Source organism: Streptomyces sp. NBC_01549, from assembly GCF_026339955.1.
Classification (GTDB): Bacteria; Actinomycetota; Actinomycetes; order Streptomycetales; family Streptomycetaceae; genus Streptomyces.
Window position 1 is genome coordinate 6336389 of sequence record NZ_JAPEPW010000001.1, and the last position, 25858, is coordinate 6362246.

The 25858-nt window shown below is 66.3% G+C and carries 17 protein-coding genes, 3 rRNA genes and 1 riboswitch; of the genes, 15 read left to right on the top strand and 5 right to left on the bottom strand.

The annotated features are described in order from the left end of the window. Positions 1-69: 69 nt before the first annotated feature. Positions 70-519: a PTS glucose transporter subunit IIA gene (locus tag OG819_RS28300; protein WP_266416665.1), complete on the bottom strand. Its 450-nt coding sequence runs from the start codon at positions 517-519 to the stop codon at positions 70-72. Between the two features lie 686 nt (positions 520-1205). Between OG819_RS28300 and OG819_RS28305 the strand changes: the two genes are divergently transcribed. The 13 genes from OG819_RS28305 to OG819_RS28365 all read left to right on the top strand — a co-directional run bounded on the left by OG819_RS28305 (position 1206) and on the right by OG819_RS28365 (position 16788). Then, a 16S ribosomal RNA gene (locus tag OG819_RS28305) occupies positions 1206-2731 on the top strand. A 315-nt stretch (positions 2732-3046) separates the two neighbouring features. Beyond that, positions 3047-6169 (top strand): 23S ribosomal RNA (locus tag OG819_RS28310). Positions 6170-6261: 92 nt separating this feature from the next. After that, positions 6262-6378, top strand: a 5S ribosomal RNA gene (gene rrf, locus OG819_RS28315). The 16S, 23S and 5S rRNA genes sit together here, the layout of an rRNA operon. A 166-nt stretch (positions 6379-6544) precedes the next feature. Then, on the top strand, positions 6545-7153 hold the full coding sequence (locus OG819_RS28320) for a CDP-alcohol phosphatidyltransferase family protein (protein ID WP_266622962.1): 609 nt from the start codon (positions 6545-6547) through the stop codon (positions 7151-7153). 116 nt (positions 7154-7269) lie between these two features. After that, positions 7270-9765, top strand: coding sequence for a mannose-1-phosphate guanyltransferase (locus OG819_RS28325; protein ID WP_266622961.1), 2496 nt, complete (start codon positions 7270-7272; stop codon positions 9763-9765). Between the two features lie 167 nt (positions 9766-9932). Continuing rightward, entirely contained in the window at positions 9933-10769 is an 837-nt protein-coding gene (locus OG819_RS28330; protein ID WP_266634153.1) for a DUF881 domain-containing protein, read from the top strand. Then, positions 10766-11098 carry a small basic family protein gene (locus tag OG819_RS28335; RefSeq protein WP_003988855.1) on the top strand — a complete coding sequence of 111 codons (333 nt, stop codon included), beginning with the start codon at positions 10766-10768 and terminating at the stop codon, positions 11096-11098. The genes OG819_RS28330 and OG819_RS28335 overlap by 4 nt, the downstream gene beginning before the upstream one ends. Positions 11099-11103: 5 nt before the next feature. Then, the gene (locus OG819_RS28340) at positions 11104-11946 is read left to right on the top strand and encodes a DUF881 domain-containing protein (RefSeq protein WP_266622960.1); all 843 of its coding nucleotides are present in this window, start codon (positions 11104-11106) and stop codon (positions 11944-11946) included. A gap of 61 nt (positions 11947-12007) precedes the next feature. Continuing rightward, on the top strand, positions 12008-12973 hold the full coding sequence (locus OG819_RS28345) for an FHA domain-containing protein (protein ID WP_266580920.1): 966 nt from the start codon (positions 12008-12010) through the stop codon (positions 12971-12973). A gap of 42 nt (positions 12974-13015) precedes the next feature. Beyond that, positions 13016-13780: a MerR family transcriptional regulator gene (locus OG819_RS28350; RefSeq protein ID WP_266622958.1), complete on the top strand. Its 765-nt coding sequence runs from the start codon at positions 13016-13018 to the stop codon at positions 13778-13780. A gap of 86 nt (positions 13781-13866) precedes the next feature. After that, positions 13867-14340 (top strand): bifunctional nuclease family protein, encoded by a 474-nt coding sequence (locus OG819_RS28355; RefSeq protein WP_006123076.1) that lies wholly within the window; start codon positions 13867-13869, stop codon positions 14338-14340. Positions 14341-14650: 310 nt separating this feature from the next. Continuing rightward, positions 14651-15295 (top strand): MerR family transcriptional regulator, encoded by a 645-nt coding sequence (locus tag OG819_RS28360; protein ID WP_266622956.1) that lies wholly within the window; start codon positions 14651-14653, stop codon positions 15293-15295. A gap of 44 nt (positions 15296-15339) precedes the next feature. Beyond that, entirely contained in the window at positions 15340-16788 is a 1449-nt protein-coding gene (locus OG819_RS28365) for a DNA polymerase IV (RefSeq protein ID WP_266651484.1), read from the top strand. 53 nt (positions 16789-16841) lie between these two features. On the opposite strand, the gene OG819_RS28370 is transcribed toward OG819_RS28365, so the two are convergent. Then, entirely contained in the window at positions 16842-17213 is a 372-nt protein-coding gene (locus OG819_RS28370) for a PRC-barrel domain-containing protein (RefSeq protein ID WP_266580912.1), read from the bottom strand. A gap of 114 nt (positions 17214-17327) precedes the next feature. Beyond that, positions 17328-17423, top strand: a riboswitch (glycine riboswitch). A 180-nt stretch (positions 17424-17603) separates the two neighbouring features. Here OG819_RS28370 and gcvP point away from each other — a divergent pair. Next, positions 17604-20489 carry an aminomethyl-transferring glycine dehydrogenase gene (gene gcvP / locus OG819_RS28375; protein WP_266651485.1) on the top strand — a complete coding sequence of 962 codons (2886 nt, stop codon included), beginning with the start codon at positions 17604-17606 and terminating at the stop codon, positions 20487-20489. 99 nt (positions 20490-20588) lie between these two features. Here the strand turns inward: gcvP and OG819_RS28380 are convergent, their stop codons facing one another. Both OG819_RS28380 and OG819_RS28385 read right to left on the bottom strand, forming a co-directional pair. Continuing rightward, on the bottom strand, positions 20589-20795 hold the full coding sequence (locus OG819_RS28380; protein ID WP_054229126.1) for a DUF5999 family protein: 207 nt from the start codon (positions 20793-20795) through the stop codon (positions 20589-20591). 435 nt (positions 20796-21230) lie between these two features. Continuing rightward, entirely contained in the window at positions 21231-21815 is a 585-nt protein-coding gene (locus OG819_RS28385; protein ID WP_266622951.1) for a hypothetical protein, read from the bottom strand. Between the two features lie 536 nt (positions 21816-22351). Between OG819_RS28385 and OG819_RS28390 the strand changes: the two genes are divergently transcribed. Next, positions 22352-23872 carry a glutamate-cysteine ligase family protein gene (locus tag OG819_RS28390; protein WP_266580906.1) on the top strand — a complete coding sequence of 507 codons (1521 nt, stop codon included), beginning with the start codon at positions 22352-22354 and terminating at the stop codon, positions 23870-23872. Between the two features lie 113 nt (positions 23873-23985). Here the strand turns inward: OG819_RS28390 and OG819_RS28395 are convergent, their stop codons facing one another. After that, positions 23986-25755, bottom strand: coding sequence for a substrate-binding and VWA domain-containing protein (locus OG819_RS28395; RefSeq protein WP_266651486.1), 1770 nt, complete (start codon positions 25753-25755; stop codon positions 23986-23988). Positions 25756-25858 lie beyond the last annotated feature (103 nt).

A 25858-nucleotide genomic window follows, 5' to 3' on the forward strand; every position in this document is an offset into this window, starting at 1 on the left:
GTAGTGCGGCGCGTCTCGCCGCCGCGGTGGTTTTAGAACCTGCCGTCTACGACGGCAGTGCTGTTGATGTCACTGCCAGCTGAAAAGGGTGTCGCCGGCCTTCACATCGCCGTCCTCGCGGAGATCGGAGAGGGAGTCGGCCGTCGCCTCGAGCGCCACGACCGGGCAGATCGGGGACTTGCCGGCCTCTTCGACGGCAGCTGGGTTCCAACGCACGACGGCCTGACCGCGCGTCACGGTGTCACCCTTGTTGACGAGGAGCTCGAAACCCTCGCCATTGAGCTGCACCGTGTCGATGCCCAGGTGCGTGAGCACGCCATGGCCCTGTCCGTCGACGACGACGAAGGCATGCGGGTGAAGCGAGACGATCACCCCGTCCACAGGGGCGACAGCCTCCCCGGGCTCGCGCACGGGGTCGATCGCCGTGCCGGGGCCTACCATCGCTCCGGAGAAGACGGGATCCGGTACCGCGGCGAGTCCGATGGTGCGTCCTGCAAGAGGGGACGTCACGGTGGTCATGGGAAGCCTCCCAGGGGTGGAGATTCATATGGGCCGTCACTGCCTGTACCGGACGGCGCACTGCTGAGCAGGGTATGTCATATGAACTGTCGGTTCCGCATGAGAGGTCCCGGTTGGCGGCCCTGGAGCACCACGCAAACGATTTGCGCGCGCTCCAAACCCCCATGTACAGTCGTGCTCCTGCTTGAGGCTGAGCGACGCGACCAAGCGTCCTTGCCTGGCAGCACCCAACTTGTCAGATCCTATCTCGGGGTCTGGTTCTGCATGTCCGCAGGACCTTGGTCAGAGAGACGGAAAAACGCTGATACTGTTTGGACCGCCGGAAAGGGAAACGCGGAAGCGGAAACCTGGAAAGCACCGAGGAAATCGGATCGCGAAACGGTCTGATACAGTCGGAAACGCAAGAACAAAGCAAGAAAGCAAGACCGAAGGGAAGCGCCCGGAGGAAAGCCCGAGAGGGTGAGTACAAAGGAAGCGTCCGTTCCTTGAGAACTCAACAGCGTGCCAAAAATCAACGCCAGATATGTTGATACCCCGTCTCCGGCCGATCGGCTGGAGCGAGGTTCCTTTGAAAAAGTCCTGCCGGGCACTGCCTGGTAGGCGCACAGCGAGGATGCTGTGAACCGGGAGGATTATTCCTCTTCCTGGTTCCGCTCTCGTGGTGTCGTCCCGATTACGGGAAAACATTCACGGAGAGTTTGATCCTGGCTCAGGACGAACGCTGGCGGCGTGCTTAACACATGCAAGTCGAACGATGAAGCCCTTCGGGGTGGATTAGTGGCGAACGGGTGAGTAACACGTGGGCAATCTGCCCTTCACTCTGGGACAAGCCCTGGAAACGGGGTCTAATACCGGATAACACCTGCCTGGGCATCTGGGTGGGTTAAAAGCTCCGGCGGTGAAGGATGAGCCCGCGGCCTATCAGCTTGTTGGTGAGGTAGTGGCTCACCAAGGCGACGACGGGTAGCCGGCCTGAGAGGGCGACCGGCCACACTGGGACTGAGACACGGCCCAGACTCCTACGGGAGGCAGCAGTGGGGAATATTGCACAATGGGCGAAAGCCTGATGCAGCGACGCCGCGTGAGGGATGACGGCCTTCGGGTTGTAAACCTCTTTCAGCAGGGAAGAAGCGAGAGTGACGGTACCTGCAGAAGAAGCGCCGGCTAACTACGTGCCAGCAGCCGCGGTAATACGTAGGGCGCAAGCGTTGTCCGGAATTATTGGGCGTAAAGAGCTCGTAGGCGGCTTGTCACGTCGGGTGTGAAAGCCCGGGGCTTAACCCCGGGTCTGCATTCGATACGGGCTAGCTAGAGTGTGGTAGGGGAGATCGGAATTCCTGGTGTAGCGGTGAAATGCGCAGATATCAGGAGGAACACCGGTGGCGAAGGCGGATCTCTGGGCCATTACTGACGCTGAGGAGCGAAAGCGTGGGGAGCGAACAGGATTAGATACCCTGGTAGTCCACGCCGTAAACGGTGGGAACTAGGTGTTGGCGACATTCCACGTCGTCGGTGCCGCAGCTAACGCATTAAGTTCCCCGCCTGGGGAGTACGGCCGCAAGGCTAAAACTCAAAGGAATTGACGGGGGCCCGCACAAGCAGCGGAGCATGTGGCTTAATTCGACGCAACGCGAAGAACCTTACCAAGGCTTGACATACACCGGAAACGGCCAGAGATGGTCGCCCCCTTGTGGTCGGTGTACAGGTGGTGCATGGCTGTCGTCAGCTCGTGTCGTGAGATGTTGGGTTAAGTCCCGCAACGAGCGCAACCCTTGTTCTGTGTTGCCAGCATGCCCTTCGGGGTGATGGGGACTCACAGGAGACTGCCGGGGTCAACTCGGAGGAAGGTGGGGACGACGTCAAGTCATCATGCCCCTTATGTCTTGGGCTGCACACGTGCTACAATGGCAGGTACAATGAGCTGCGAAGCCGTGAGGCGGAGCGAATCTCAAAAAGCCTGTCTCAGTTCGGATTGGGGTCTGCAACTCGACCCCATGAAGTCGGAGTTGCTAGTAATCGCAGATCAGCATTGCTGCGGTGAATACGTTCCCGGGCCTTGTACACACCGCCCGTCACGTCACGAAAGTCGGTAACACCCGAAGCCGGTGGCCCAACCCCTTGTGGGAGGGAGCTGTCGAAGGTGGGACTGGCGATTGGGACGAAGTCGTAACAAGGTAGCCGTACCGGAAGGTGCGGCTGGATCACCTCCTTTCTAAGGAGCATCTAGGCTGCCGGGCTTGCCCGGTGGTCCAGGGCCATTACGTCGGCAAATGTTCGACGGTGGTTGCTCATGGGTGGAACGTTGATTATTCGGCATCTTCGGTCATCTCAGGCTGTGAGTACTGCTCTTCGGGGCGTGGAAAGCTGATCGTGAGTGGTGGGGGTGTCGGGCACGCTGTTGGGTGTCTGAGGGTTCGGCCGATTGTTGGCTGCCTTCAGTGCCGGCCCCAGTGAACTCCGGTGGTAACCGGGGGTGATGGGTGGTTGGTCGTTGTTTGAGAACTGCACAGTGGACGCGAGCATCTGTGGCCAAGTTTTTAAGGGCGCACGGTGGATGCCTTGGCACCAGGAACCGATGAAGGACGTGGGAGGCCACGATAGTCCCCGGGGAGTCGTCAACCAGGCTTTGATCCGGGGGTTTCCGAATGGGGAAACCCGGCAGTCGTCATGGGCTGTCACCCTTGCCTGAACACATAGGGCAAGTGGAGGGAACGCGGGGAAGTGAAACATCTCAGTACCCGCAGGAAGAGAAAACAACCGTGATTCCGGGAGTAGTGGCGAGCGAAACTGGATGAGGCCAAACCATATGCGTGTGAGACCCGGCAGGGGTTGCGTATGTGGGGTTGTGGGATTTCTCTTTCACGGTCTGCCGGCCGTGAGACGAGTCAGAAACCGTTGATGTAGGCGAAGGACATGCGAAAGGTCCGGCGTAGAGGGTAAGACCCCCGTAGTCGAAACGTCAACGGCTCGTTTGAGAAACACCCAAGTAGCACGGGGCCCGAGAAATCCCGTGTGAATCTGGCGGGACCACCCGCTAAGCCTAAATATTCCCTGGTGACCGATAGCGGATAGTACCGTGAGGGAATGGTGAAAAGTACCGCGGGAGCGGAGTGAAATAGTACCTGAAACCGTGTGCCTACAAGCCGTGGGAGCGTCGCGCATTGAGTTTACTCAGTGCGTCGTGACTGCGTGCCTTTTGAAGAATGAGCCTGCGAGTTTGCGGTGTGTTGCGAGGTTAACCCGTGTGGGGAAGCCGTAGCGAAAGCGAGTCCGAATAGGGCGATTTAGTAGCGCGCTCAAGACCCGAAGCGGAGTGATCTAGCCATGGGCAGGTTGAAGCGGCTGTAAGAGGTCGTGGAGGACCGAACCCACCAGGGTTGAAAACCTGGGGGATGACCTGTGGTTAGGGGTGAAAGGCCAATCAAACTCCGTGATAGCTGGTTCTCCCCGAAATGCATTTAGGTGCAGCGTCGTGTGTTTCTTGCCGGAGGTAGAGCACTGGATAGGCGATGGGCCCTACCGGGTTACTGACCTTAGCCAAACTCCGAATGCCGGTAAGTGAGAGCGCGGCAGTGAGACTGTGGGGGATAAGCTCCATGGTCGAGAGGGAAACAGCCCAGAGCATCGACTAAGGCCCCTAAGCGTACGCTAAGTGGGAAAGGATGTGGAGTCGCAGAGACAACCAGGAGGTTGGCTTAGAAGCAGCCACCCTTGAAAGAGTGCGTAATAGCTCACTGGTCTAGTGATTCCGCGCCGACAATGTAGCGGGGCTCAAGCGTACCGCCGAAGTCGTGTCATTGCAGCAATACGCCCAACGGCGGCTGTGATGGGTAGGGGAGCGTCGTGTGCCGGGTGAAGCCGCGCCGGAAGGCAGTGGTGGACGGTTCACGAGTGAGAATGCAGGCATGAGTAGCGATACACACGTGAGAAACGTGTGCGCCGATTGACTAAGGGTTCCTGGGTCAAGCTGATCTGCCCAGGGTAAGTCGGGACCTAAGGCGAGGCCGACAGGCGTAGTCGATGGATAACCGGTTGATATTCCGGTACCCGCTGTGAAGCGTCAAACATCGAACCAGGCGATGCTAAGTCCGTGAAGCCGCCCCGGAGCCTTCGGGCAAAGGGGAGTGGTGGAGCCGACGGACCAGACCTGTAGTAGGTGAGTGATGGGGTGACGCAGGAAGGTAGTCCATCCCGGGCGGTGGTTGTCCCGGGGTAAGGGTGTAGGACGTCAGGTAGGTAAATCCGCCTGGCACATAGTCTGAGACCTGATGCCGAGCCGATTGTGGTGAAGTGGATGATCCTATGCTGTCGAGAAAAGCCTCTAGCGAGTTTCATGGCGGCCCGTACCCTAAACCGACTCAGGTGGTCAGGTAGAGAATACCGAGGCGTTCGGGTGAACTATGGTTAAGGAACTCGGCAAAATGCCCCCGTAACTTCGGGAGAAGGGGGGCCATCACCGGTGATGAGTCTTGCACTCTGAGCTGGGGGTGGCCGCAGAGACCAGCGAGAAGCGACTGTTTACTAAAAACACAGGTCCGTGCGAAGCCGTAAGGCGATGTATACGGACTGACGCCTGCCCGGTGCTGGAACGTTAAGGGGACCGGTTAGTCACTCTTCGGGGTGGCGAAGCTGAGAACTTAAGCGCCAGTAAACGGCGGTGGTAACTATAACCATCCTAAGGTAGCGAAATTCCTTGTCGGGTAAGTTCCGACCTGCACGAATGGCGTAACGACTTCTCGACTGTCTCAACCATAGGCCCGGTGAAATTGCACTACGAGTAAAGATGCTCGTTTCGCGCAGCAGGACGGAAAGACCCCGGGACCTTTACTACAGTTTGATATTGGTGTTCGGTTCGGCTTGTGTAGGATAGGTGGGAGACTGTGAAGTGCGGGCGCCAGCCCGTGTGGAGTCGTCGTTGAAATACCACTCTGGTCGTGCTGGATGTCTAACCTGGGTCCGTGATCCGGATCAGGGACAGTGTCTGATGGGTAGTTTAACTGGGGCGGTTGCCTCCTAAAGAGTAACGGAGGCGCCCAAAGGTTCCCTCAGCCTGGTTGGTAATCAGGTGTTGAGTGTAAGTGCACAAGGGAGCTTGACTGTGAGACCGACGGGTCGAGCAGGGACGAAAGTCGGGACTAGTGATCCGGCGGTGGCTTGTGGAAGCGCCGTCGCTCAACGGATAAAAGGTACCCCGGGGATAACAGGCTGATCTTCCCCAAGAGTCCATATCGACGGGATGGTTTGGCACCTCGATGTCGGCTCGTCGCATCCTGGGGCTGGAGTCGGTCCCAAGGGTTGGGCTGTTCGCCCATTAAAGCGGTACGCGAGCTGGGTTTAGAACGTCGTGAGACAGTTCGGTCCCTATCCGCTGTGCGCGTAGGAGTCTTGAGAAGGGCTGTCCCTAGTACGAGAGGACCGGGACGGACGAACCTCTGGTGTGCCAGTTGTCCTGCCAAGGGCATGGCTGGTTGGCTACGTTCGGGAGGGATAACCGCTGAAAGCATCTAAGCGGGAAGCCTGCTTCGAGATGAGGACTCCCACCCCCTTGAGGGGTTAAGGCTCCCAGTAGACGACTGGGTTGATAGGCCGGATCTGGAAGGCGGGTAACCGCTGGAGGTGACCGGTACTAATAGGCCGAGGGCTTGTCCTCAGTTGCTCGCGTCCACTGTGTTGGTTCTGAAACCACGAACAACCCCGTTGTCGGGCCACGGCAATGGTGCGGTAGTTACAGTTTCATAGTGTTTCGGTGGTCATAGCGTGAGGGAAACGCCCGGTTACATTCCGAACCCGGAAGCTAAGCCTCACAGCGCCGATGGTACTGCAGGGGGGACCCTGTGGGAGAGTAGGACGCCGCCGAACAAATTTTAGGGGGAACCCCCGTACCGGGAAATCGGTACGGGGGTTTTCTGCGTTCGAGCCCAGGCCTGTTTTCGCGGTGGCTCCTGCACCCCTCCGCGCTCCCACGTGAGCGCTGCGGGTAAGGTCAGGGGGCATCATTGGCTCGTTTCCCACAGGAGGCCCCCGGGTGGAGGTCCAGGAGACCCGCGTCCAGACGGACCGGGTCCTCACCATCCCGAACATCCTCAGCATGGCGCGCCTCGTCGGCGTACCCGTCTTCCTGTGGCTGATCCTCCGGCCCGAGTTCGGTGGTCCCAAGAGTGACGGCTGGGCCCTGCTGGTGCTCATGCTGAGCGGCATCAGTGACTATCTGGACGGGAAGCTCGCGCGACGCTGGAATCAAATCAGCAGCCTCGGCCGGCTGCTCGATCCCGCGGCGGACCGGCTCTACATTCTGTCCACTCTTGTGGGGCTCACCTGGCGCGAGATTCTACCGCTGTGGTTGACGGCTGTACTTCTGGCGCGCGAGTTGGTTCTGCTGGTGGTGGTGGCTGTCCTGCGGCGTCACGGCTATCCGCCGCTGCAGGTGAACTTCCTCGGGAAGGCTGCCACCTTCAACCTGATGTACGCCTTCCCTCTGTTGCTGCTCAGTGACGGAAGTGGATGGCTCGCCTCACTCGCCGCGATTTTCGGATGGGCGTTCGCCGGGTGGGGTACAACCCTCTATTGGTGGGCAGGAGTCCTCTACGTGGTCCAGGTCCGCCGGCTTCTCACGGCGGACACCATGGCCGATTGAGCTCGGCCCGATGGGGCAGCTGAAGCGCCCGGATGGCCCGCACTCGAAAACTGCGGGACAATCAGGACGGGTGAAGTCGGCTAGACCGTCGTCTCTTCAAGGAGGACGCTTCCGACATGAAGGCCGTCGTGATGGCCGGAGGCGAAGGCACACGCCTTCGCCCCATGACCTCAAGCATGCCCAAGCCGCTCCTGCCGGTGGTGAACCGCCCGATCATGGAGCACGTGCTGCGGCTGCTCAAAAGGCATGGGCTCAACGAGACCGTGGTTACTGTCCAGTTCTTGGCCTCGTTGGTCAAGAACTACTTCGGTGACGGCGAGGAGCTCGGTATGGAGCTCACTTATGCCAATGAGGAGAAGCCACTCGGTACTGCCGGGAGCGTCAAGAACGCCGAAGAGGCGCTGAAGGACGACACTTTCCTAGTGATCTCCGGTGACGCCCTGACCGACTTCGATCTCACCGACCTCATCAATTTCCACAAGGAAAAGGGTGCGCTGGTCACTGTCTGCTTGACGCGTGTACCGAACCCCCTTGAATTCGGCATCACCATCGTGGACGAAGAGGGAAAGGTCGAGCGTTTCCTGGAGAAACCGACCTGGGGTCAGGTCTTCTCCGACACCGTCAACACGGGTATCTACGTGATGGAGCCCGAAGTCTTCGACTACGTCGAGGCCGACGTCTCCGTCGACTGGTCCGGCGATGTCTTCCCTCAACTGATGAAGGAGGGCAAGCCGGTCTTCGGTTATATCGCCGAGGGTTACTGGGAGGACGTCGGCACCCACGAGAGCTATGTGAAAGCGCAGGCCGACGTCCTGGAGGGCAAGGTCGACGTCGAGATCGACGGTTTCGAGATCTCCCCTGGCGTGTGGGTCGCCGAAGGCGCAGAGGTGCACCCCGACGCGATACTGCGAGGTCCGCTCTACATCGGTGACTACGCCAAGGTCGAGGCGGGCGCCGAAATCCGCGAGCACACCATCGTCGGCTCCAACGTCGTCGTCAAGAGCGGGGCCTTCCTGCACAGAGCCGTGGTCCACGACAACGTGTACATCGGCCCGCACAGCAATTTGCGCGGCTGCGTGATCGGGAAGAACACCGACATCATGCGGGCCGCGCGGATCGAGGACGGCGCCGTCATCGGCGACGAATGCCTCGTCGGTGAAGAATCGATCATTCAGGGAAACGTACGCGTCTATCCGTTCAAGACCATCGAGGCCGGCGCCTTCGTCAACACCTCGGTGATCTGGGAGTCGCGCGGGCAGGCGCATCTCTTCGGCGCCCGTGGTGTCACCGGAATCCTGAACGTGGAGATCACTCCGGAACTCGCCGTGCGCCTCGCGGGGGCGTACGCGACGACGCTGAAGAAGGGCTCCACCGTCACGACGGCCCGCGACCACTCCCGAGGCGCCCGCGCGCTGAAGCGGGCGGTCATCTCGGCGCTGCAGGCCAGCGCCATCGACGTACGCGACCTGGAGAACGTACCGCTGCCGGTGGCTCGACAGCAGACCGCCAGAGGCAGTGCGGGCGGGATCATGATCCGTACGACGCCCGGGGTGCCGGACTCCGTCGACATCATGTTCTTCGACGGGCAGGGTGCCGATCTGTCGCAAGGAGGTCAGCGGAAGCTGGACCGAGTGTTCGCGCGGCAGGAGTACCGGCGCGCGTTCCCGGGTGAGATCGGGGATCTGTACTTCCCGGCCAGCGTCTTCGACTCGTACACCGGATCACTGCTCAGGAACGTGGACACCACCGGCATCACCGAATCCGGTCTGAAGGTGGTCGTAGACGCTTCGAACGGCAGTGCGGGGCTTGTGCTGCCCAGCCTGTTGGGCAAGCTCGGTGTGGACTCCCTGACCATCAATCCCGGTCTCGACGAGTCCAGGCCAACGGAGACGGCGGACACGCGGCGGGCCGGTCTGGTCCGGCTGGGCGAGATCGTGGCGTCCGCGCGCGCCGCGTTCGGGGTGCGCTTCGACCCGGTGGGTGAGCGGCTCTCGCTCGTCGACGAGAAGGGGCGGATCGTCGAGGACGACCGGGCCCTGCTCGTCATGCTCGACCTGGTGGCCGCGGAGCGGCGCAGTGGGCGGGTGGCGCTGCCGGTGACCACCACGCGGATCGCCGAGCAGGTGGCGGCGTACCACGGGACACAGGTGGAGTGGACGACCACGTCTCCAGACGATCTGACGAGGGTCGGACGCGAGGAGTCGACGATCTTCGGCGGTGACGGGCGTGGCGGATTCATCATTCCGGAGTTCAGCAGCGTCTTCGACGGCGCGGCGGCTTTCGTACGACTGATCGGGCTGGTGGCGCGTACGCAGCTCACGCTCAGCCAGATCGACGCGCGGATTCCGCGGGCGCATGTCCTCAAGCGTGATCTGGCCACTCCCTGGGCCGTCAAGGGCCTGGTGATGCGCCGGGTCGTGGAGGCGGCCGGGGACCGGTTCGTGGACACGACCGACGGTGTACGGGTCGTGGAGACCGACGGGCGCTGGGTGATGGTGCTGCCCGACCCCGCCGAGGCGGTCACACATCTGTGGGCGGAGGGTCCGGACGACGCGTCCGCGGAGGCCCTGCTCGACGAGTGGGCGGCCGTCGTGGACAGCGCCGGTCGCTGAAACGGACAGCACGCGTGCGTGCCGGACAAGTGCCCCCAAAGGGGCCTGTCCGGCACGCCGGTGGGGCCATTCGGAGGTAGCGCCCGCGACGTGCGACGATGTGCGGCATGCCGCAGCAGCCCCCCATTCGGAGCACACCTCCGCGCCCCCCGCGCCCGGACGCCTCCATGTCGCTGCTCACCAACGTCATGGATCACAGCCTCGACGACGGATACGCCGAGGCTGCCGCCCGTAGGGAGGCCGAGGGCGCTGGCGGCATACCGAAAACGGTACGGGCGAAGCTGGGTCTGGCGGCCGGTCTCGTCCTCGCGGCCCTGGTGGTCACCGTGGGCGCGGCGAACGCGCGGATAGCGGCCCCCGTCGTCGCCAAGGAGCGCCAGGAGCTCATTGACCGCGTCGAGCGCGAGACCGCGGCCGCGGACAAGCTCGAGAGCGGTGTCGACACCCTGCGCGACGACGTGAGCGCCCGGCAGAACGAGGCGTTGAAGAAGCAGGGGGGCAGCGGTCAGGCCGATCTGGTGGGCATCCTGTCCGGTGCCGTCGCCGTCCACGGGTCCGGTGTGAAACTCGTCGTGAACGACGCCAAGGAAGCCACCGAGGGCGGCGACGGCAATCCCCGTGAGACCAGTGGGTTCTCCGACATCGGGCGCGTCCGCGACCGTGACATGCAGCGGGTCGTCAACGGGCTCTGGGAGTCCGGCGCGGAGGCCGTCTCGATCAACGGACAGCGGCTGACGGCACTGTCGGCGATCAGGGCCGCCGGTGACGCGATACTGGTCGACAACAAGCCGCTGGTGCCGCCCTACACGGTGCTGGCGGTGGGGGACGGCGAACGGCTCAGTACCAGGTTCCAGAACAGTGCCGACGGCCTGTATCTGCACGCCCTGCAGGAGAACTACGGCATCCGGACCGCCATTTCCGTCGAAACGGACGTCCAGTTGTCCGCCGCACCGAGTGTGATCGTACGTACAGCACAGCCGAGCACAGAGAAGGGCACATCGTGATCGCCGTACTGGGCCTCGTCGTGGGAGTCGTGGCTGGATTGTTGGTCCGGCCCGAGGTTCCGGCGGTCGTCGAGCCTTACCTTCCGATCGCCGTCGTGGCGGCGCTCGACGCCGTGTTCGGAGGTCTGCGGGCGATGCTCGACGGCATCTTCGACGACAAGGTCTTCGTGGTCTCCTTCCTGTCGAACGTGGTCGTCGCCGCGCTGATCGTCTTCCTGGGCGACAAGTTGGGCGTGGGCGCGCAGTTGTCCACCGGCGTCGTGGTCGTCCTCGGTATCCGAATCTTTTCCAACGCCGCGGCGATCCGTCGGCACGTGTTCCGGGCGTGAGGCAGATGAGCAACGAGGGCGAGACACCCGAGAACAGGCTGCGCAAGGAACTTCCCGAAGAGGTCCCGGCCGCGGCTCCCGAGAGTTCGGGGCCTGAGCACGGTGAAGAGCAGGCTGAGCCGTCGCTGACCGGCCGGCAGCGGCTCGTGAAGGGGTTGTGGCCGCCGCGGGTGACGCGCGCGCAACTCATCGTCGCGCTGCTTCTGTTCGGCCTCGGCTTCGGTCTGGCGGTTCAGGTGGCCTCCAACAGCGACAGCGGGAGCGCCCTGCGCGGCGCGCGTCAAGAAGATCTTGTACGGATCCTCGATGAACTCGACAGCCGTACGCAGCGTCTAGAAGACGAGAAGCAGGGTCTCGAAGATCAGCGCACCGAGCTGGAGAGCAGCTCGAACCAGGCAGCGGAGGCCCGCAAGCAGACCGCCGAGAAGGAGAAGCAACTCGGCATTCTGGCGGGCACGGTGGCGGCGCAGGGACCCGGCATCACGCTGACGATCAACGACACGAAGGGGACGGTCAAGGCGGACATGCTGCTTGACGCGATCCAGGAACTGCGCGCTGCTGGCGCGGAGGCGATCCAGGTGAACGGTGTTCGGGTCGTCGCCAGTACCTATCTCGCCGACTCCGGCAAGGGTGTGAGCGTCGACGGGAACAAGATCACCCAGCCCTATCGTTTCAAGGTCATTGGTAAGCCGCAGGACCTCGAGCCGGCGCTCAACATCCCCGGAGGCGTGGTGCAGACTCTTGAGAAGGAGCAGGCCACCGTAACGGTGGAGCGTGCGACGAAGATCATTGTGGATGCCTTGCGGGCTGCGAAGCAGCCTGACTACGCTCGGTCGTCCTCCCAGTGAACCGGGGGTGCATGGGCGTCGTCCGGCGAGGGCATGAGGTTGCGGGGGGTCGGCGCACCGAATGGGTGGTGCGTGGTGGAAACTGTCTGGTGGATACGGACGTTGTGAGGATGTCCGGGTCGACCGGTGTGTTCAATCAGTGTTCGTCCTGCCCCACGGGCGGGTCTGTTTCGGTCAAGGGGAATCGCCCGTGAAGTTGTTTGCGAAGTTGTTCGGCAAGAGCGCACGAGGAGAGGGCAGCGACAACGCGACTGCCCGGCATCGTGCACCACGCCATGGAGACGCGGAGGGCCAGGGCGGCGACCGCCCGCTGTTCCGGGACCAGGTCGGTGACATTCCCGGTGGTCAGGGCGCGCCGTCTGTTGACCCTGCCCAGTCCGGACGCATAGGTTTCGGGGAACCGTCAGCCTCAAGTGCGGGTGGAGGGTTCGCCTCCGGCCCGCACGCGTCCCATGCCCCTGGAGGGCAGCCGCGGCAGGAGGATCCGTCCATGTCGGCCCTGGTGTGTACGAGGTGCGGTAACCGCAACGCGGAGAACAGCCGCTTCTGCTCCAACTGCGGTGCGCCGCTGCGGCCCGGAGCGGTCCCGGAGCGTGCGTCCGAGACCACGTCCACGATCTCCATTTCGGGCATCGAGGCCTACGACGCCGAGGTCACCGGCCAGACGCAGATGCCGACGCTCTCTCCGGAGGCGCAGGCGGCCGTCGACGCGCTGCCGCTCGGCTCGGCGCTCCTGGTGGTGCGCCGCGGTCCGAACTCGGGCAGCCGCTTCCTGCTGGACGGTGAGCTGACCACGGCCGGGCGTCATCCGCAGAGCGACATCTTCCTGGACGACGTGACCGTGTCGCGTCGCCACGTGGAGTTCCGTCGCGCCGCGGACGGCTCGTTCACGGTCGCCGATGTGGGCAGCCTGAACGGCACGTACGTCAACCGGGAGCGAATCGACTCGGTCCCGCTGTCGAACGGCGACGAGGTGCAGATCGGGAAGTACCGGCTGGTCTTCTACGCGAGCCAGCGAGGCATCTGACCCTCCCCCGGACTCCGTCCGGGGGGACCCTCAGGAAGGTCCATGCTTCGAACACCGAGCGGCGGTGCCGGGAGCGGTACCGCCGCAGCGGACAGTGGGCTGATGAGCATCGGCTCGGTGCTGAACACGCTGCGCGACGAGTTTCCCGAAGTCACGATCTCCAAGATCCGGTTCCTGGAGTCGGAGGGGCTCATCGAGCCGCAGCGGACCCCCTCGGGGTATCGCAAGTTCAGCCAGGCCGATGTCGAGCGCCTCGGGCACGTACTGCGGATGCAGCGGGACCACTATCTGCCGTTGAAGGTGATCCGCGAGCATCTGGACGCTCTGGAGCGCGGGGAGCCGGTGCGGTTGCCGTCCGTGGGGCGGCAGCGTGACTCCGGTGACGGGGAGACGTTCAGTGCGCTCGGCGACCTCTTCGGGGAGCCCGAGGCGCCCACGGCGGCCCGTGTGGGTCGTGCGGAGCTGCTGGCCGCCGCCGAGATCGGCGAGAAGGAGCTTCAGGAGTGGGAGTCGTACGGACTCCTCGCCCCGCTTCCGGACGGGGCATATGACGCCGAGGCGGTGACGGTCGCGGTGCTCGTCGTCGAGCTGGGGCGGTCCGGGATCGAGCCGCGCCATCTGCGTGCCATGAAGGCTGCGGCCGACCGTGACGCGGGGCTCGTGGACCAGGTGGTGGCGCCGTTGCGGCGCCACCGCAATCCGCAGACCAGGGCGCATGCCGAGGCCCGTACGAAGGAGCTGGCGGGGCTCACGGTGAAGCTGCACGCCGCGCTGGTGCAGACCGCGCTGGGCGTACGGCTGCCCTGACCCGAAGTGCCCGGCGGCCGTCCGGATCGGCCACCCGTTCTGTGCCCGACTACCCAAACGTCCCGGGCACGGCCTAGGGTTACTGTGTGAACGAGCTCGATGTCGTAGGTGTCCGGGTCGAAATGCCCTCCAACCAACCGATCGTGCTCCTGCGTGAAGTGGGAGGCGACCGCTACCTCCCCATCTGGATCGGACCGGGGGAGGCGACGGCGATCGCCTTCGCCCAGCAGGGCATGGCCCCCGCGCGACCGCTGACCCACGACCTGTTCAAGGACGTGCTGGAAGCCGTCGGCCAGGAGCTCACCGAGGTGCGCATCACTGATCTGCGCGAGGGGGTCTTCTACGCGGAGCTGGTGTTCGCGAGCGGGGTCGAGGTCAGCGCCCGCCCGTCCGACGCCATAGCGCTGGCGCTGCGCACCGGGACGCCGATCTATGGCAGCGACGGCGTGCTCGACGACGCCGGCATCGCGATCCCGGACGAGCAGGAGGACGAGGTGGAGAAGTTCCGCGAGTTCCTCGACCAGATCTCGCCCGAGGACTTCGGGACCAACAGCCAGTGAGGGGACCGGTCGACCGGTGACGGGCCGGTCGCCCTCGGGTGGGCGATCGGGCACCCGGGCTCGTGGAGCGGGCGGGATGTCCAGCCCGTGACAAGCCGATGGATCGCAGGATTCCGGGGTGGCAATTGCCCGTGGCCCGTGGGGCGCGCTGCGGCCCGCTCCGAGAGCATTCGGCTAGCCTTTCCCCGCGGTGGGACACGGGAAACCACTCCTAGGGTGATTATCACTCGGCGTGCCGAGTGTGGCGATCGTTGACGCACCCCCGGTGACTGCCTACCGTCGAGAAGGCAGGTCAAGGACGGAGGTCGGCGTGAGAAGCAGCGGCGACGGTACGGCTGGGGGTGCCCCCGGACGCAGTCTGGGGGAGAGCGGCCCGTACCCGCTTCACGGCAGCGCGGCCGGTCACGTTCCGCAGCGGCCGACAGCGGTTTCTGGTGAGTCCGGTGAGGGAGGGGCGGCTGCCGAGGAGATCGGCTACCGCGGTCCCACGGCGTGTGCCGCCGCGGGCATCACCTACCGGCAGTTGGATTACTGGGCCAGGACCGGTCTGGTCGAACCGAGTGTGCGGCCCGCCTACGGGTCGGGGACCCAGCGGCTCTACAGCTTCCGGGACGTCGTGGTCCTGAAGATCGTGAAGCGGTTCCTCGACACGGGAGTGTCGTTGCAGAACATCCGCACCACGGTCCAGCACCTCAGGGAGCGCGGCTTCCGGGACCTGGAGCGGATGACGTTGATGAGCGACGGTGCGACCGTCTACGAATGTTCCTCGCCCGACGAGGTGCACGCCCTGTTGCAGGGCGGTCAGGGCGTCTTCGGGATCGCCGTGGGTGTGGTGTGGCGGGACGTCGAGAGCGCGCTCTCGCAGTTGCACGGGGAGCGTGTGGACACGGGCGAGTCGCTCGTCAGGCACAACCCGACGGACGAGCTGGCGCGCCGGCGCAATCGGGCCGTCTGACGCCCACAGGGGCGTTGTCAGTGGCGTAGGGCAGCATCGGAGATGTGAGAACCGCGCCCACGATCCTGCATCTCGACATGGATGCCTTCTTCGCCTCGGCGGAGCAGGCAGCCAAGCCGAGCCTGCGCGGGAAGGCCGTCGTCGTGGGCGGGCTGGGACCGCGCGGAGTCGTCGCCACCGCCTCGTACGAGGCACGGGTTTTCGGGGTGCACTCGGCGATGCCCATGGCCCAGGCACGGCGGCTGGCGCCGAACGCCGCGTACCTCGTGCCCCGCTTCGCGCTCTACCGGGAGATCAGTGAGCAGGTGATGGGGCTGCTGAGGGCGTTGTCGCCGCTGGTGGAGCCGCTGAGCCTGGACGAGGCGTTCGTCGATCTGGAGGCCGGGGAAGCGGCCTGGGACGAGGCTTCCGCGCGGCTGGCCGGGGCGAAGCTGCGCGTGGACATCCGGACCGTCACGGGGCTGACGGGATCGGTGGGGCTCGCCGGGTCCAAGATGCTCGCCAAGATCGCCTCGGAGCAGGCCAAGCCCGACGGTCTCGTGGTCATAGAGCCGGGGACCGAGCGCGCGCTGCTCGGGCCCATGTCGGTGCGGACACTGCCGGGTGTCGGGCCCGCGACCGGGGACCATCTGCGCCGGGCCGGGATCACCACGGTCGACGAGATCGCCGAGGCGGGCGAGGACGAGCTCGTACGGCTGCTGGGGAAGGCCCACGGGCACGCGCTGTACGCGATGGCGCTGGCGCATGACGAGCGGCCCGTGGTGGCCGAGCGGGAGACGAAGTCCGTGTCGGTGGAGGACACGTACGACGTGGACATCCACGACCGGATGCGGGTCGGCCTGGAGGTTCAGCGGCTCGCCGACCGTTGTGTGCGGCGGCTGCGCGACGCGGGGCTGTCCGGGCGGACCATCGTGCTGAAGGTGCGGAGGTACGACTTCTCGACGCTGACCCGGTCCGAGACGCTGCGGGGGCCGACGGACGACCCAGGCGTCGTACGTGAGGCCGCAGCGCGACTTCTGGAGGCCGTGGACACCACCGGGGGCGTACGGCTGCTGGGGGTCGGCGTCTCGGGGCTCGCCGACTACACGCAGGAGGACCTGTTCGCCCAGGCCCAGGCCCAGGCCGAGGCGGAGGCCGCCGCGGGGGAGTCGGCGGTGCCGGAGCATCCGGACGAGGAAGGGGCGCAGGACACGGTCCCTGAACAGGTGCCGCCTGCTGAGCGGCGGTGGCCAGCGGGGCATGACGTGCGGCATGCCGAGTACGGGCACGGGTGGGTGCAGGGGAGTGGGCTGGGGCGGGTGACTGTGCGGTTCGAGACGCCTTACTCCGAGCCGGGGCGTGTGCGGACGTTTCGTACGGATGATGTTGCCTTGGAGTTGGCGGATCCGTTGCCGTTGGTGCGGGGGACCGTTTGCGATCGCCGTGGGGGTGAAGTCGGATCGGCGCCGCGGGCGGAATGTGGCTGGCCGCGCCCACGCGGCGGAGCCGCATGATGTCAGAGCCCCGCGCCCTGACGGGGCGCGTCAGCTGGGCCCCATCTGAGAGGTCAACCCTCGTCCGTGCCTGCCAGGCGGCCGAAGTCTCGGTCCGGGGGTGGGGGCGGGGGTGTCACGTCCAGGCCGTAGTGGTGGTAGAGCTGGAGTTCCTGTTCGGGGGAGAGGTGGCGGCCCACGCCGAAGTCGGGGGCGTCCCTGATCAGGGCGCGCTCGAAGGGGACACGCAGCGTGCCCTCGACGAGTTCGCTGGGCTCCAGCGGCACGAAGGCGTCCCTGCTGAACAGACCCGTCCGTATGGCGGCCCACTCCGGGACGCCGGTCGCGTCGTCGAGATAGACCTCGTCGACCGTGCCGATCTTGGCGCCGTTACGGTCGAGCGCCTTGCGGCCGATCAGGTTGCGCGGATCGATATCGGTCTGCACGGGCCCTCCACTCGCTAGCAACTCATCCGTAATCACTACAAAAGAGCACATTCGGGAAGGTGGCCACTCGAAAGCTCGTGCGTTGTCCTCGCTGGTAGGCTTGCAGACGGCTGCTGACCCCGTGCGGGAGAGTCCTCCAGACACCACCGGAGGCGCCGAAGGAGCAAATCCTCCCCGGAATCTCTCAGGCACACGTACCGCACGGACGAGGTCACTCTGGAAAGCAGAGCGGGTGTCGAAGGCCTCCGCTCTCACCGACGGTGAAAGCCGGGTCGCAGTGGGCGGGCGGTCCGGTGAAGCTCTCAGGTTGAGATGACAGAGGGGGAGGCCGTCGGGGTACCCACGTCGTGGTGCCCCTCGAAGGTCGCGTCAGACCAGGAGGCCTCCGCAATGACCGCCCATCGCATTCCGCTCTCCGAGCTCGAACAGGGAATCCCCTTCGAACAGCGCCACATCGGGCCCGACTCCGAGGCACGGGCGAAGATGCTCGCGCAGGTCGGCTACGGCTCGCTCGACGAGCTGACGGCCGCCGCGGTGCCGGACGTCATCAAGAACGCCGAGGCGCTGGAGCTGCCGGGCGCGCGCACCGAGGCCGAGGTACTGGCCGAGCTGCGTTCCCTCGCGGACCGCAACCAGGTGCTCGACTCGATGATCGGCCTCGGCTACTACGGCACGTTCACGCCGCCGGTGATCCTGCGCAACGTCATGGAGAACCCGGCCTGGTACACCGCGTACACGCCGTACCAGCCGGAGATCTCCCAGGGGCGGCTCGAAGCGCTGCTGAACTTCCAGACCGTCGTCGCCGAGCTGACCGGGCTGCCCACCTCCGGCGCCTCCCTGCTCGACGAGGGCACCGCCGCCGCCGAGGCGATGGCGCTGTCCCGGCGCATGGGCAAGAACAAGAAGGGCCTCTTCCTGGTCGACGCGGACACCGTGCCGCAGACCGTCGCCGTGATCGAGACCCGCGCCGAGCCGACCGGCGTCGAGGTCGTCGTCGCCGACCTGAGCGAGGGCATCCCGGCCGAGATCGCCGGGCGCGAGATCAACGGCGTGCTGATCCAGTACCCGGGCGCCTCCGGGGCCGTACGCGACCTGAAGCCCGTCATCGAGCAGGCGCACGAGCTCGGCGCGGTCGTCACGGTCGCCGCCGACCTGCTCGCCCTCACGCTGCTCACCTCGCCGGGTGAACTCGGCGCCGACATCGCGGTCGGTACGACCCAGCGCTTCGGCGTGCCGATGGGCTTCGGCGGTCCGCACGCCGGATACATGGCGGTGCGTGAGAAGTTCGCGCGCAGCCTGCCCGGCCGGCTGGTGGGCGTCTCCGTGGACGCGGACGGACACAAGGCGTACCGGCTCGCCCTGCAGACGCGGGAGCAGCACATCCGGCGCGAGAAGGCCACCAGTAACATCTGCACGGCGCAGGTGCTGCTCGCGGTGATGGCCGGCATGTACGCCGTCTACCACGGTCCCGAGGGCCTGCGGACCATCGCACGGCGTACGCACCGGTACGCCACGATCCTCGCCGCGGGTCTGACGGCCGGCGGGGTCGAGGTCGTGCACGGCACCTACTTCGACACGCTGACCGCGCGGGTGCCGGGCCGGGCCGCCGAGATCGTGGCGGGCGCGCGCGACGGAGGCGTCAACCTCCACCTCGTCGACGCCGACCACGTGTCGATCGCCTGCGACGAGACCACCGCTCGCAGGCAGGTGGGCGCCGTCTGGACCGCCTTCGGCGTCGACGGTGACATCGAGGCCCTGGACGCCACCGCCGAGGACACGCTGCCCGCCGGGCTGCTGCGCACCGACGACTACCTCACGCACCCGGTCTTCCACCAGTACCGCTCCGAGACCGCGATGCTGCGCTACCTGCGCAAGCTGTCCGACCGCGACTACGCGCTCGACCGCGGCATGATCCCGCTGGGCTCCTGCACCATGAAGCTCAACGCGACCACCGAGATGGAGCCGGTCACCTGGCCCGAGTTCGGCCAGCTGCACCCCTTCGTGCCCGCGGAGCAGGCGCAGGGCTACCTCACGCTCATCCAGGAGCTGGAGGAGCGGCTCGCCGAGGTCACCGGGTACGACAAGGTGTCCCTCCAGCCGAACGCGGGCTCCCAGGGCGAGCTGGCCGGGCTGCTGGCCGTACGCGGCTACCACCGGGCCAACGGCGATGACCAGCGCACGGTCTGCCTGATCCCGTCCTCCGCGCACGGCACGAACGCCGCGAGCGCCGTGATGGCCGGCATGAAGGTCGTCGTCGTGAAGACCGCCGAGGACGGCGAGATCGACGTCGAGGACCTGCGCGCGAAGATCGAGCAGCACCGCGACGAGCTCGCGGTGCTGATGATCACGTACCCCTCGACGCACGGTGTGTTCGAGGAGCACGTCGCCGACATCTGCGCGCAGGTGCACGAGGCGGGCGGGCAGGTGTACGTCGACGGCGCCAACCTCAACGCGCTGGTGGGTCTTGCCAAGCCGGGCCACTTCGGCGGTGACGTCTCCCACCTGAACCTGCACAAGACGTTCTGCATCCCGCACGGCGGCGGCGGTCCGGGCGTGGGCCCGGTCGGCGTACGCGCGCACCTGGCGCCGTACCTGCCGAACCACCCGCTGCAGCCCGCGGCCGGTCCCGAGACCGGCGTGGGGCCGATCTCGGCCGCTCCCTGGGGCTCGGCGGGCATTCTGCCCATCTCCTGGGCGTACGTCCGTCTCATGGGCGGCGAGGGCCTCAAGCGGGCCACGCAGGTGGCGGTGCTGTCCGCGAACTACATCGCCAAGCGCCTGGAGCCGCACTTCCCGGTGCTCTACACCGGCCCCGGCGGGCTGGTCGCGCACGAGTGCATCATCGATCTGCGTCCGCTGACCAAGGCGACCGGCGTCAGTGTCGACGACATCGCCAAGCGGCTCATCGACTACGGCTTCCACGCGCCGACGATGTCCTTCCCGGTGGCCGGCACGCTGATGATCGAGCCGACCGAGTCCGAGGACCTGATCGAGCTCGACCGGTTCTGCGACGCGATGATCGCCATCCGTACGGAGGTCGACAAGGTCGGCTCGGGCACCTGGGCGGCCGAGGACAACCCGCTGCGGAACGCGCCGCACACGGCTGCCGCGCTCGGTGGCGAGTGGGAGCACGCGTACTCCCGCGAGGAGGCCGTCTTCCCGGCGGGCGTCTCCGCCGCGGACAAGTACTGGCCGCCGGTGCGCCGCATCGACCAGGCGTACGGCGACCGGAACCTGGTGTGTTCCTGCCCGCCGCTGGACGCTTACGAAGAGTAATCACCCTTGGATACGCGTCGGGGCCGGTTCGGAGATGACGTCTCCGGGCCGGCCCCTCTTCATGTCCGGGTGGCGGTCACCGCCACCGGGTGGTGCGCCTCAGGCGGCAGTCATCACGTGCTCGCTGCCCTGGGGGCGGTGCGGGGCGATGATCTGGCCGTCAGGCAGGAGCTCACCGGTGTCCTCGAAGAGCAGAACGCCGTTGCACAGGAGGCTCCATCCCTGCTCCGGGTGGTGCGCCACGAGACGGGCGGACTCCCGGTCGGCTGATTCGGCTGTCGGACACGGTGGCTGGTGCTGGCACATGGATGGGATCTTTCGCTGGGATGAGAGATGAGTGGTGGCTGTGGTGTCTTTCCCGCGGCTTGAAGTGCTCATGGCCGCCCCCCGGTGGTGTGTGTTTGGAACCCAGTGTTGCCCTACGGGCGTCAATCCGCAGGGATTTCGCAGCAGCGCTCCTCACAGGTTGGAGACGCGTCACCTGTGCGGACGGTTCAGTTCAACTGCACCGTCCCTTCGGGGGGTTCGCGGTGGCCGGATGGGGCTAGTCCGGTCGGGCGGATGGGGCGTTCTCCCTCGTACGAGCGCTGTCGGGCCCGAACGAGCGGCCGGATTCGGGATCGGGTCTCGGGGTTCTCCGGATCTGGGCTCCGGGTTCGAACGGCCCCGTGCCCCGCGACCGGTACAACGGTGGCGGGGCACGGGGCGACGCGCTCTCGGTGTGCTTCTCCGGGCGGGCGCTTACGCGGGCGAGCTGAGCAGCGGGGCGGGAGTGAGCCGGTGTGTGAGGACCGGGAGGAGTTCGGCGACGCGGTGCGGGCGGTGCGCGGCGATGCCGGGCGGCGCGGGCGCCAGCGGCACCAGGAGATCGGTGGCCGCCGGGTGTCCGGTGGCGCCGTCCGCGGCGCAGTCCCCATGCAGCCAGAGGGTGAGCATGTAGAGCTCGGGAACGGACAGCAGCCGCGGCTGATACGACTGGCTCATGTTCTCGGCGTGGCGCAGGGCGCGCTCGGTCGAGGCGATGTAGGGGCCTTCGAAGAAGTGCGAGAAGGCCCAGCCGTCCGGGGTGAGCATGGTCTCGGCCGCGGCCACCGAGCGGTCGCCGCAGCGGATCAGGAAGCGCCATCCGGCGAGCCGGGTGGTCGCGGCGCCGGCCGGTGCGATGCGGTCCAGGACGTGTACGGGCAACGGGAGTTCGGGGGTGACGGGTCCCTGGGCCATGCGAAGGGACGGGGTGCGGGCCTCGCGGACTGCGGTGGGGGAACCGAGTGCCGTGAGGACGGTGCGCAGGGCGGGCGAGGGAGCCGGGGGGACATGAAGCGGCATGGTGGGTCGCCTCTCATTCGACAGGCACAGTGGCGCGAGGGCGGGGGCGGACGGCGCTGTCAGCTCTCGGGGTCGGAGGAGCGAGGGGTCTGGATCTGCCGACAGGATGTCGCCTGCCGCACGTCACTTGACGACAGGACCTAGGACCGCGAGCGCCAACTCTCCGCCTCGTTTGCGGAGTTTATACGACACGTGTTCAGATGGTGTTTCGTCTAGCCGTCCTGAATATGAAGAGCAAGGCGGTATTCGGTCGACGAAACGAGAGGTTCATCCCGGTTCTGTGTCGGGGCCCGGCGGTGACCTCGGAATTCCCTGCCGGAGGGGTCGGCCGATTCTCGTCGGCGTTTTTCACGAGATCGTGTCAGGCTGAAACTGTGCTCTGGTTCATGCCCCGTGAATGTGCCTCCGGACAACGGGTACCAGGCTAGCGGTCGACGAGGCTCTGCAGGGCGTTATCGATCGTGTTGCCTGGGCATCATCCTCCGGGACAGCAGGGGCCGGAGGATCGGCCTGCCCATTCGAGGAGGGACGCTTCGATGGGAGAGAAGGTCGTGGCAGGGTCGTACGACCTGTCCGATCGCCGGCACTACCGAGGCAAGCTCCGGCGGTGTCTGGCGGGGCTGGAGCGGCTGCTGGAGGAGAAGCGGTTCGATCGCCCGAAGAATCTCATGGGCCTGGAGATCGAACTGAATCTCGCCGGGCCCGACGGCATGCCCAGGATGATGAATGCGCAAGTACTCGAAAGGATTGCGAGCCGAGACTTTCAAACAGAACTTGCCATGTTCAACCTGGAAGTCAACATAGCCCCACACCGATTGGCAGGTCGGGTATTCGACCGGCTCGCCGAGGAGCTGCACACCTCACTCGCATATGCCCATCGAAAAGCCGGCGAAGTCGACGCGGGAATCATGATGATCGGGATTCTGCCGACGCTCGACCGTGACGACCTGGTCTCCTCGAACCTCTCGGACGTCGACCGCTACACCCTGCTCAACGACCAGATCGTGGCCGCCCGCGGCGAGGACTTCGTGCTCGACATCGACGGGGTGGAGCGTCTCGTCTGTACGTCGAAGTCCATCGCGCCCGAGGCCGCCTGCACCTCCGTGCAGTTGCACCTCCAGGTCACGCCGGCGCGTTTCGCGGACGTGTGGAACGCGGCGCAGGCCGTTGCCGCCGTACAGGTGGCGATCGGTGCCAACTCGCCCTTCCTGTTCGGCCGTGAGCTGTGGCGGGAGTCGCGGCCGCCGCTGTTCCAGCAGTCCACCGACACCAGGCCGCCCGAGCTCCAGGCGCAGGGGGTGCGTCCGCGCACCTGGTTCGGCGAGCGGTGGATCTCCTCGGCGTACGACCTCTTCGAGGAGAACCTGCGCTTCTTCCCGCCTCTGCTGCCCATCAGCGACGAGGAGGATCCGCTCGCGGTCCTCGACGCCGGAGGCGTCCCCAGGCTCGCCGAACTCGTGCTGCACAACGGCACGGTCTACCGCTGGAACCGGCCCGTGTACGACATCGCCGACGGGGTCCCGCATCTGCGCGTGGAGAACCGGGTGCTGCCCGCCGGTCCCAGTGTCACCGATGTCGTGGCCAACGCGGCGTTCTACTACGGGGTCGTCCGCGCGCTCGCCGAGGAGGCGCGGCCCGTGTGGACACGGCTGCCGTTCGAGTCCGCGGCGGCCAACTTCGACGCGGCCTGCCGTCATGGCATCGACGCCCGTCTGGAGTGGCCGCGGCGGGGCCGGTACGGGGGTACCACCGCGCAGGTCGAGGTCGTGAACCTGGTCCGCGACGAACTGTTGCCGCTCGCCGCGGCGGGGCTGGACGGGTGGGGCGTCGAGCCCGCCGACCGGGACTACTACCTGGGGGTGATCGAGGACCGGTGCCGGCTGCGTGCCAACGGGGCCACCTGGCAGGCGGCCACCTTCCACCAGGCGCTGGAGAAGGGGCTCGGAAGGGGCGCCGCGCTGGCCGCGACCACCCGGCGCTACGGCGAGTTGATGCACCTCGGTGAGCCCGTGCACACCTGGCCGGTGGGGCTGCCGGAGCCGGTGCCGCTGGGCTGATCCGTAGCTGTAGCTGTAGCTGTAGCCCGGACCGGCGCGAGCGGGTGGCCTTGGGCCCCGGGTGCCCGAAGGCCCCCCGCTCAGGCCGCCTCGCCCCGTCGGCGGGTGTGGTGTCAGCCCTGGGTCTTGTTGCCCGCGGCCACGATCGCCCTGAGGATCACCGAGTGGATCTGCGCGGGGTCGTTGACCTGCTGGCCCGAGCCGCCGGTCGCCTCGGCGATCTCCTCGACCTCCGCCTTGTCGGCGTCCGGACCCACGGCGATCGCGATGAGCGGTACCGGGCGCCGCGGGTCGGTGAGCTTCTGCAGTTGGGTGACGAGGGCGGAGCGGGAGATGCTTCCCGGGTCCTGGTTGACGCCGTCGGTCAGCAGCACCAGCGCGTTGAACTTCCCCTTCACGTAAGAGGATGTGGCCGCCTTGTACGCGGCGAGTGTGGTGTCGTACAGGCCCGTCGCGCCGTTCGGGACGGGAGTCAGGGAGCTGAACGCCGCCGACAGCCTGTCCCGCTGGGTGCCGTTGCCCTTCCGGTCGCCCAGGCGTTCCGTGGGCGCCAGCACCCGGTAGTCGCGGTCGCCGTCCAGGCGGGTGGAGAACTTCCACAGCCCGATCTCGTCCTCCTGTGTGAAGGTCGCGAGGGCCTGCAGCAGGGACGCCCTGGTGATGTCCATACGGGACTGACCGGTGCCCGGTACGGGCTGCGCCATGGACGCGGAGGCGTCGACGACCGTGGTGATCCGGGCGCTCTGCACCGTGATCGTCCAGGTGCCGAGTGCTTCGTCGACCGCCTTCGGCGAGGCGGCTTCCAGCGCGGCGCGCGCGAACGGCTGCGGAGCGCGGCCGCCGGCCCCGGTGACCAGCGCGGTGGAGACCTTCTCGTCGTCGGTGCGGAACCCGTACCGTTCCAGGACCCGCTGTCCGTCCGACTCGCCCAGCAGTGTCATGAACCGCAGGGCGGCACGGCTTGTGTCGGTGCTCAGCCGCGACTCGTCGACCAGGGTGAACGGGTAGTCGAGCCGCGGCGACCCGTCCTTGGGGTAGAAGAGGTCGAGTTCGGTGCCCCTGTCGGCCGAGGAGTTGTACGCGAACGCCGACTGCTCGGAGAGGATCAGCGCCTGGTTGCGCTGCGGGTTGCCCTGCTCGGCGCCGGAGGAGTCGCGGGGGAGGGAGTCCAGGGCCTGGCTGTCGCTGTCGGACGTGCGCTGGGAGAGCGTCTTCGTCATCGCAACCGTCTGGGTGTCGCCCCCCTTGATGGTGGCCGCGGCGGTGTTGAGCCGGGTCAGCGCGAGCAGACCGGTCGCGCTGCGCACCGGGTCGGCCGCACCGAGCCTCAGCCTGTCGTCCTGCATCGAGGCGCCCGCCAACTCGGTCCAGGTGTACGTCTTCTCGGGCCACCCCAGCGACTTCGCGGCCGACGGGACCATCGCGACGCCGACCGGCGAGGACGCGACGCTGCCCGCCGCGGTCACCCGGGTCGCGCTGCTCTCACCGGTGACCCGGTCCACCCACAGGGTGGAGTCCGGCACCCACGCCTGGAGGTCGGACTTGTCGCCCGACCTCAGCGCGTCGGCGACCTTGTACGACGCGCGGGCCTCCACGGTGACGGCGATGCAGTGGCCGTCCGAGGTGACGTTGTGGTCGCGGGCGTGTGCGGCGACGGCCCTGAGCGCGGGCGCCACGTCCGGGGACGCGGCGATCGTGAGATGTACGGCGTCGTCCCGGCAGGACGAACCGAAGGAGAGCAGACCACCGCGGACCGCGACCGCCGTGCCCGCGGCGACCGTGAGGACCAGCACCGTCGCGATGGCCACCGTGCGGCGGCGTGCGCGTGGACGGGGGTCGGCCGCGCCCGCCCCGTAATCGTCGGGCAAGCTGTGACGTCCCATGACGGTGGTGCCCTCCCTGAATGAGCCGGAGTCGCGAGAAAGCCGTAGAGACAGCCGTGGGGCAGAAAGGCAAGGGGGGAGGTACGCCCTGTACGGCGTCCGT

Excerpts from the sequence above, each read along its gene's own strand:
- OG819_RS28300 (WP_266416665.1), bottom strand. The coding sequence starts at position 519 with ATGACCACCGTGACGTCCCCTCTTGCAGGACGCACCATCGGACTCGCC.
- OG819_RS28325 (WP_266622961.1), top strand. The coding sequence starts at position 7,270 with ATGAAGGCCGTCGTGATGGCCGGAGGCGAAGGCACACGCCTTCGCCCC.
- OG819_RS28330 (WP_266634153.1), top strand. The coding sequence starts at position 9,933 with ATGTCGCTGCTCACCAACGTCATGGATCACAGCCTCGACGACGGATAC.
- OG819_RS28340 (WP_266622960.1), top strand. The coding sequence starts at position 11,104 with ATGAGCAACGAGGGCGAGACACCCGAGAACAGGCTGCGCAAGGAACTT.
- OG819_RS28345 (WP_266580920.1), top strand. The coding sequence starts at position 12,008 with ATGGGTGGTGCGTGGTGGAAACTGTCTGGTGGATACGGACGTTGTGAG.
- OG819_RS28350 (WP_266622958.1), top strand. The coding sequence starts at position 13,016 with ATGCTTCGAACACCGAGCGGCGGTGCCGGGAGCGGTACCGCCGCAGCG.
- gcvP (WP_266651485.1), top strand. The coding sequence starts at position 17,604 with ATGACCGCCCATCGCATTCCGCTCTCCGAGCTCGAACAGGGAATCCCC.
- OG819_RS28380 (WP_054229126.1), bottom strand. The coding sequence starts at position 20,795 with ATGTGCCAGCACCAGCCACCGTGTCCGACAGCCGAATCAGCCGACCGG.
- OG819_RS28385 (WP_266622951.1), bottom strand. The coding sequence starts at position 21,815 with ATGCCGCTTCATGTCCCCCCGGCTCCCTCGCCCGCCCTGCGCACCGTC.
- OG819_RS28390 (WP_266580906.1), top strand. The coding sequence starts at position 22,352 with ATGGGAGAGAAGGTCGTGGCAGGGTCGTACGACCTGTCCGATCGCCGG.
- OG819_RS28395 (WP_266651486.1), bottom strand. The coding sequence starts at position 25,755 with ATGGGACGTCACAGCTTGCCCGACGATTACGGGGCGGGCGCGGCCGAC.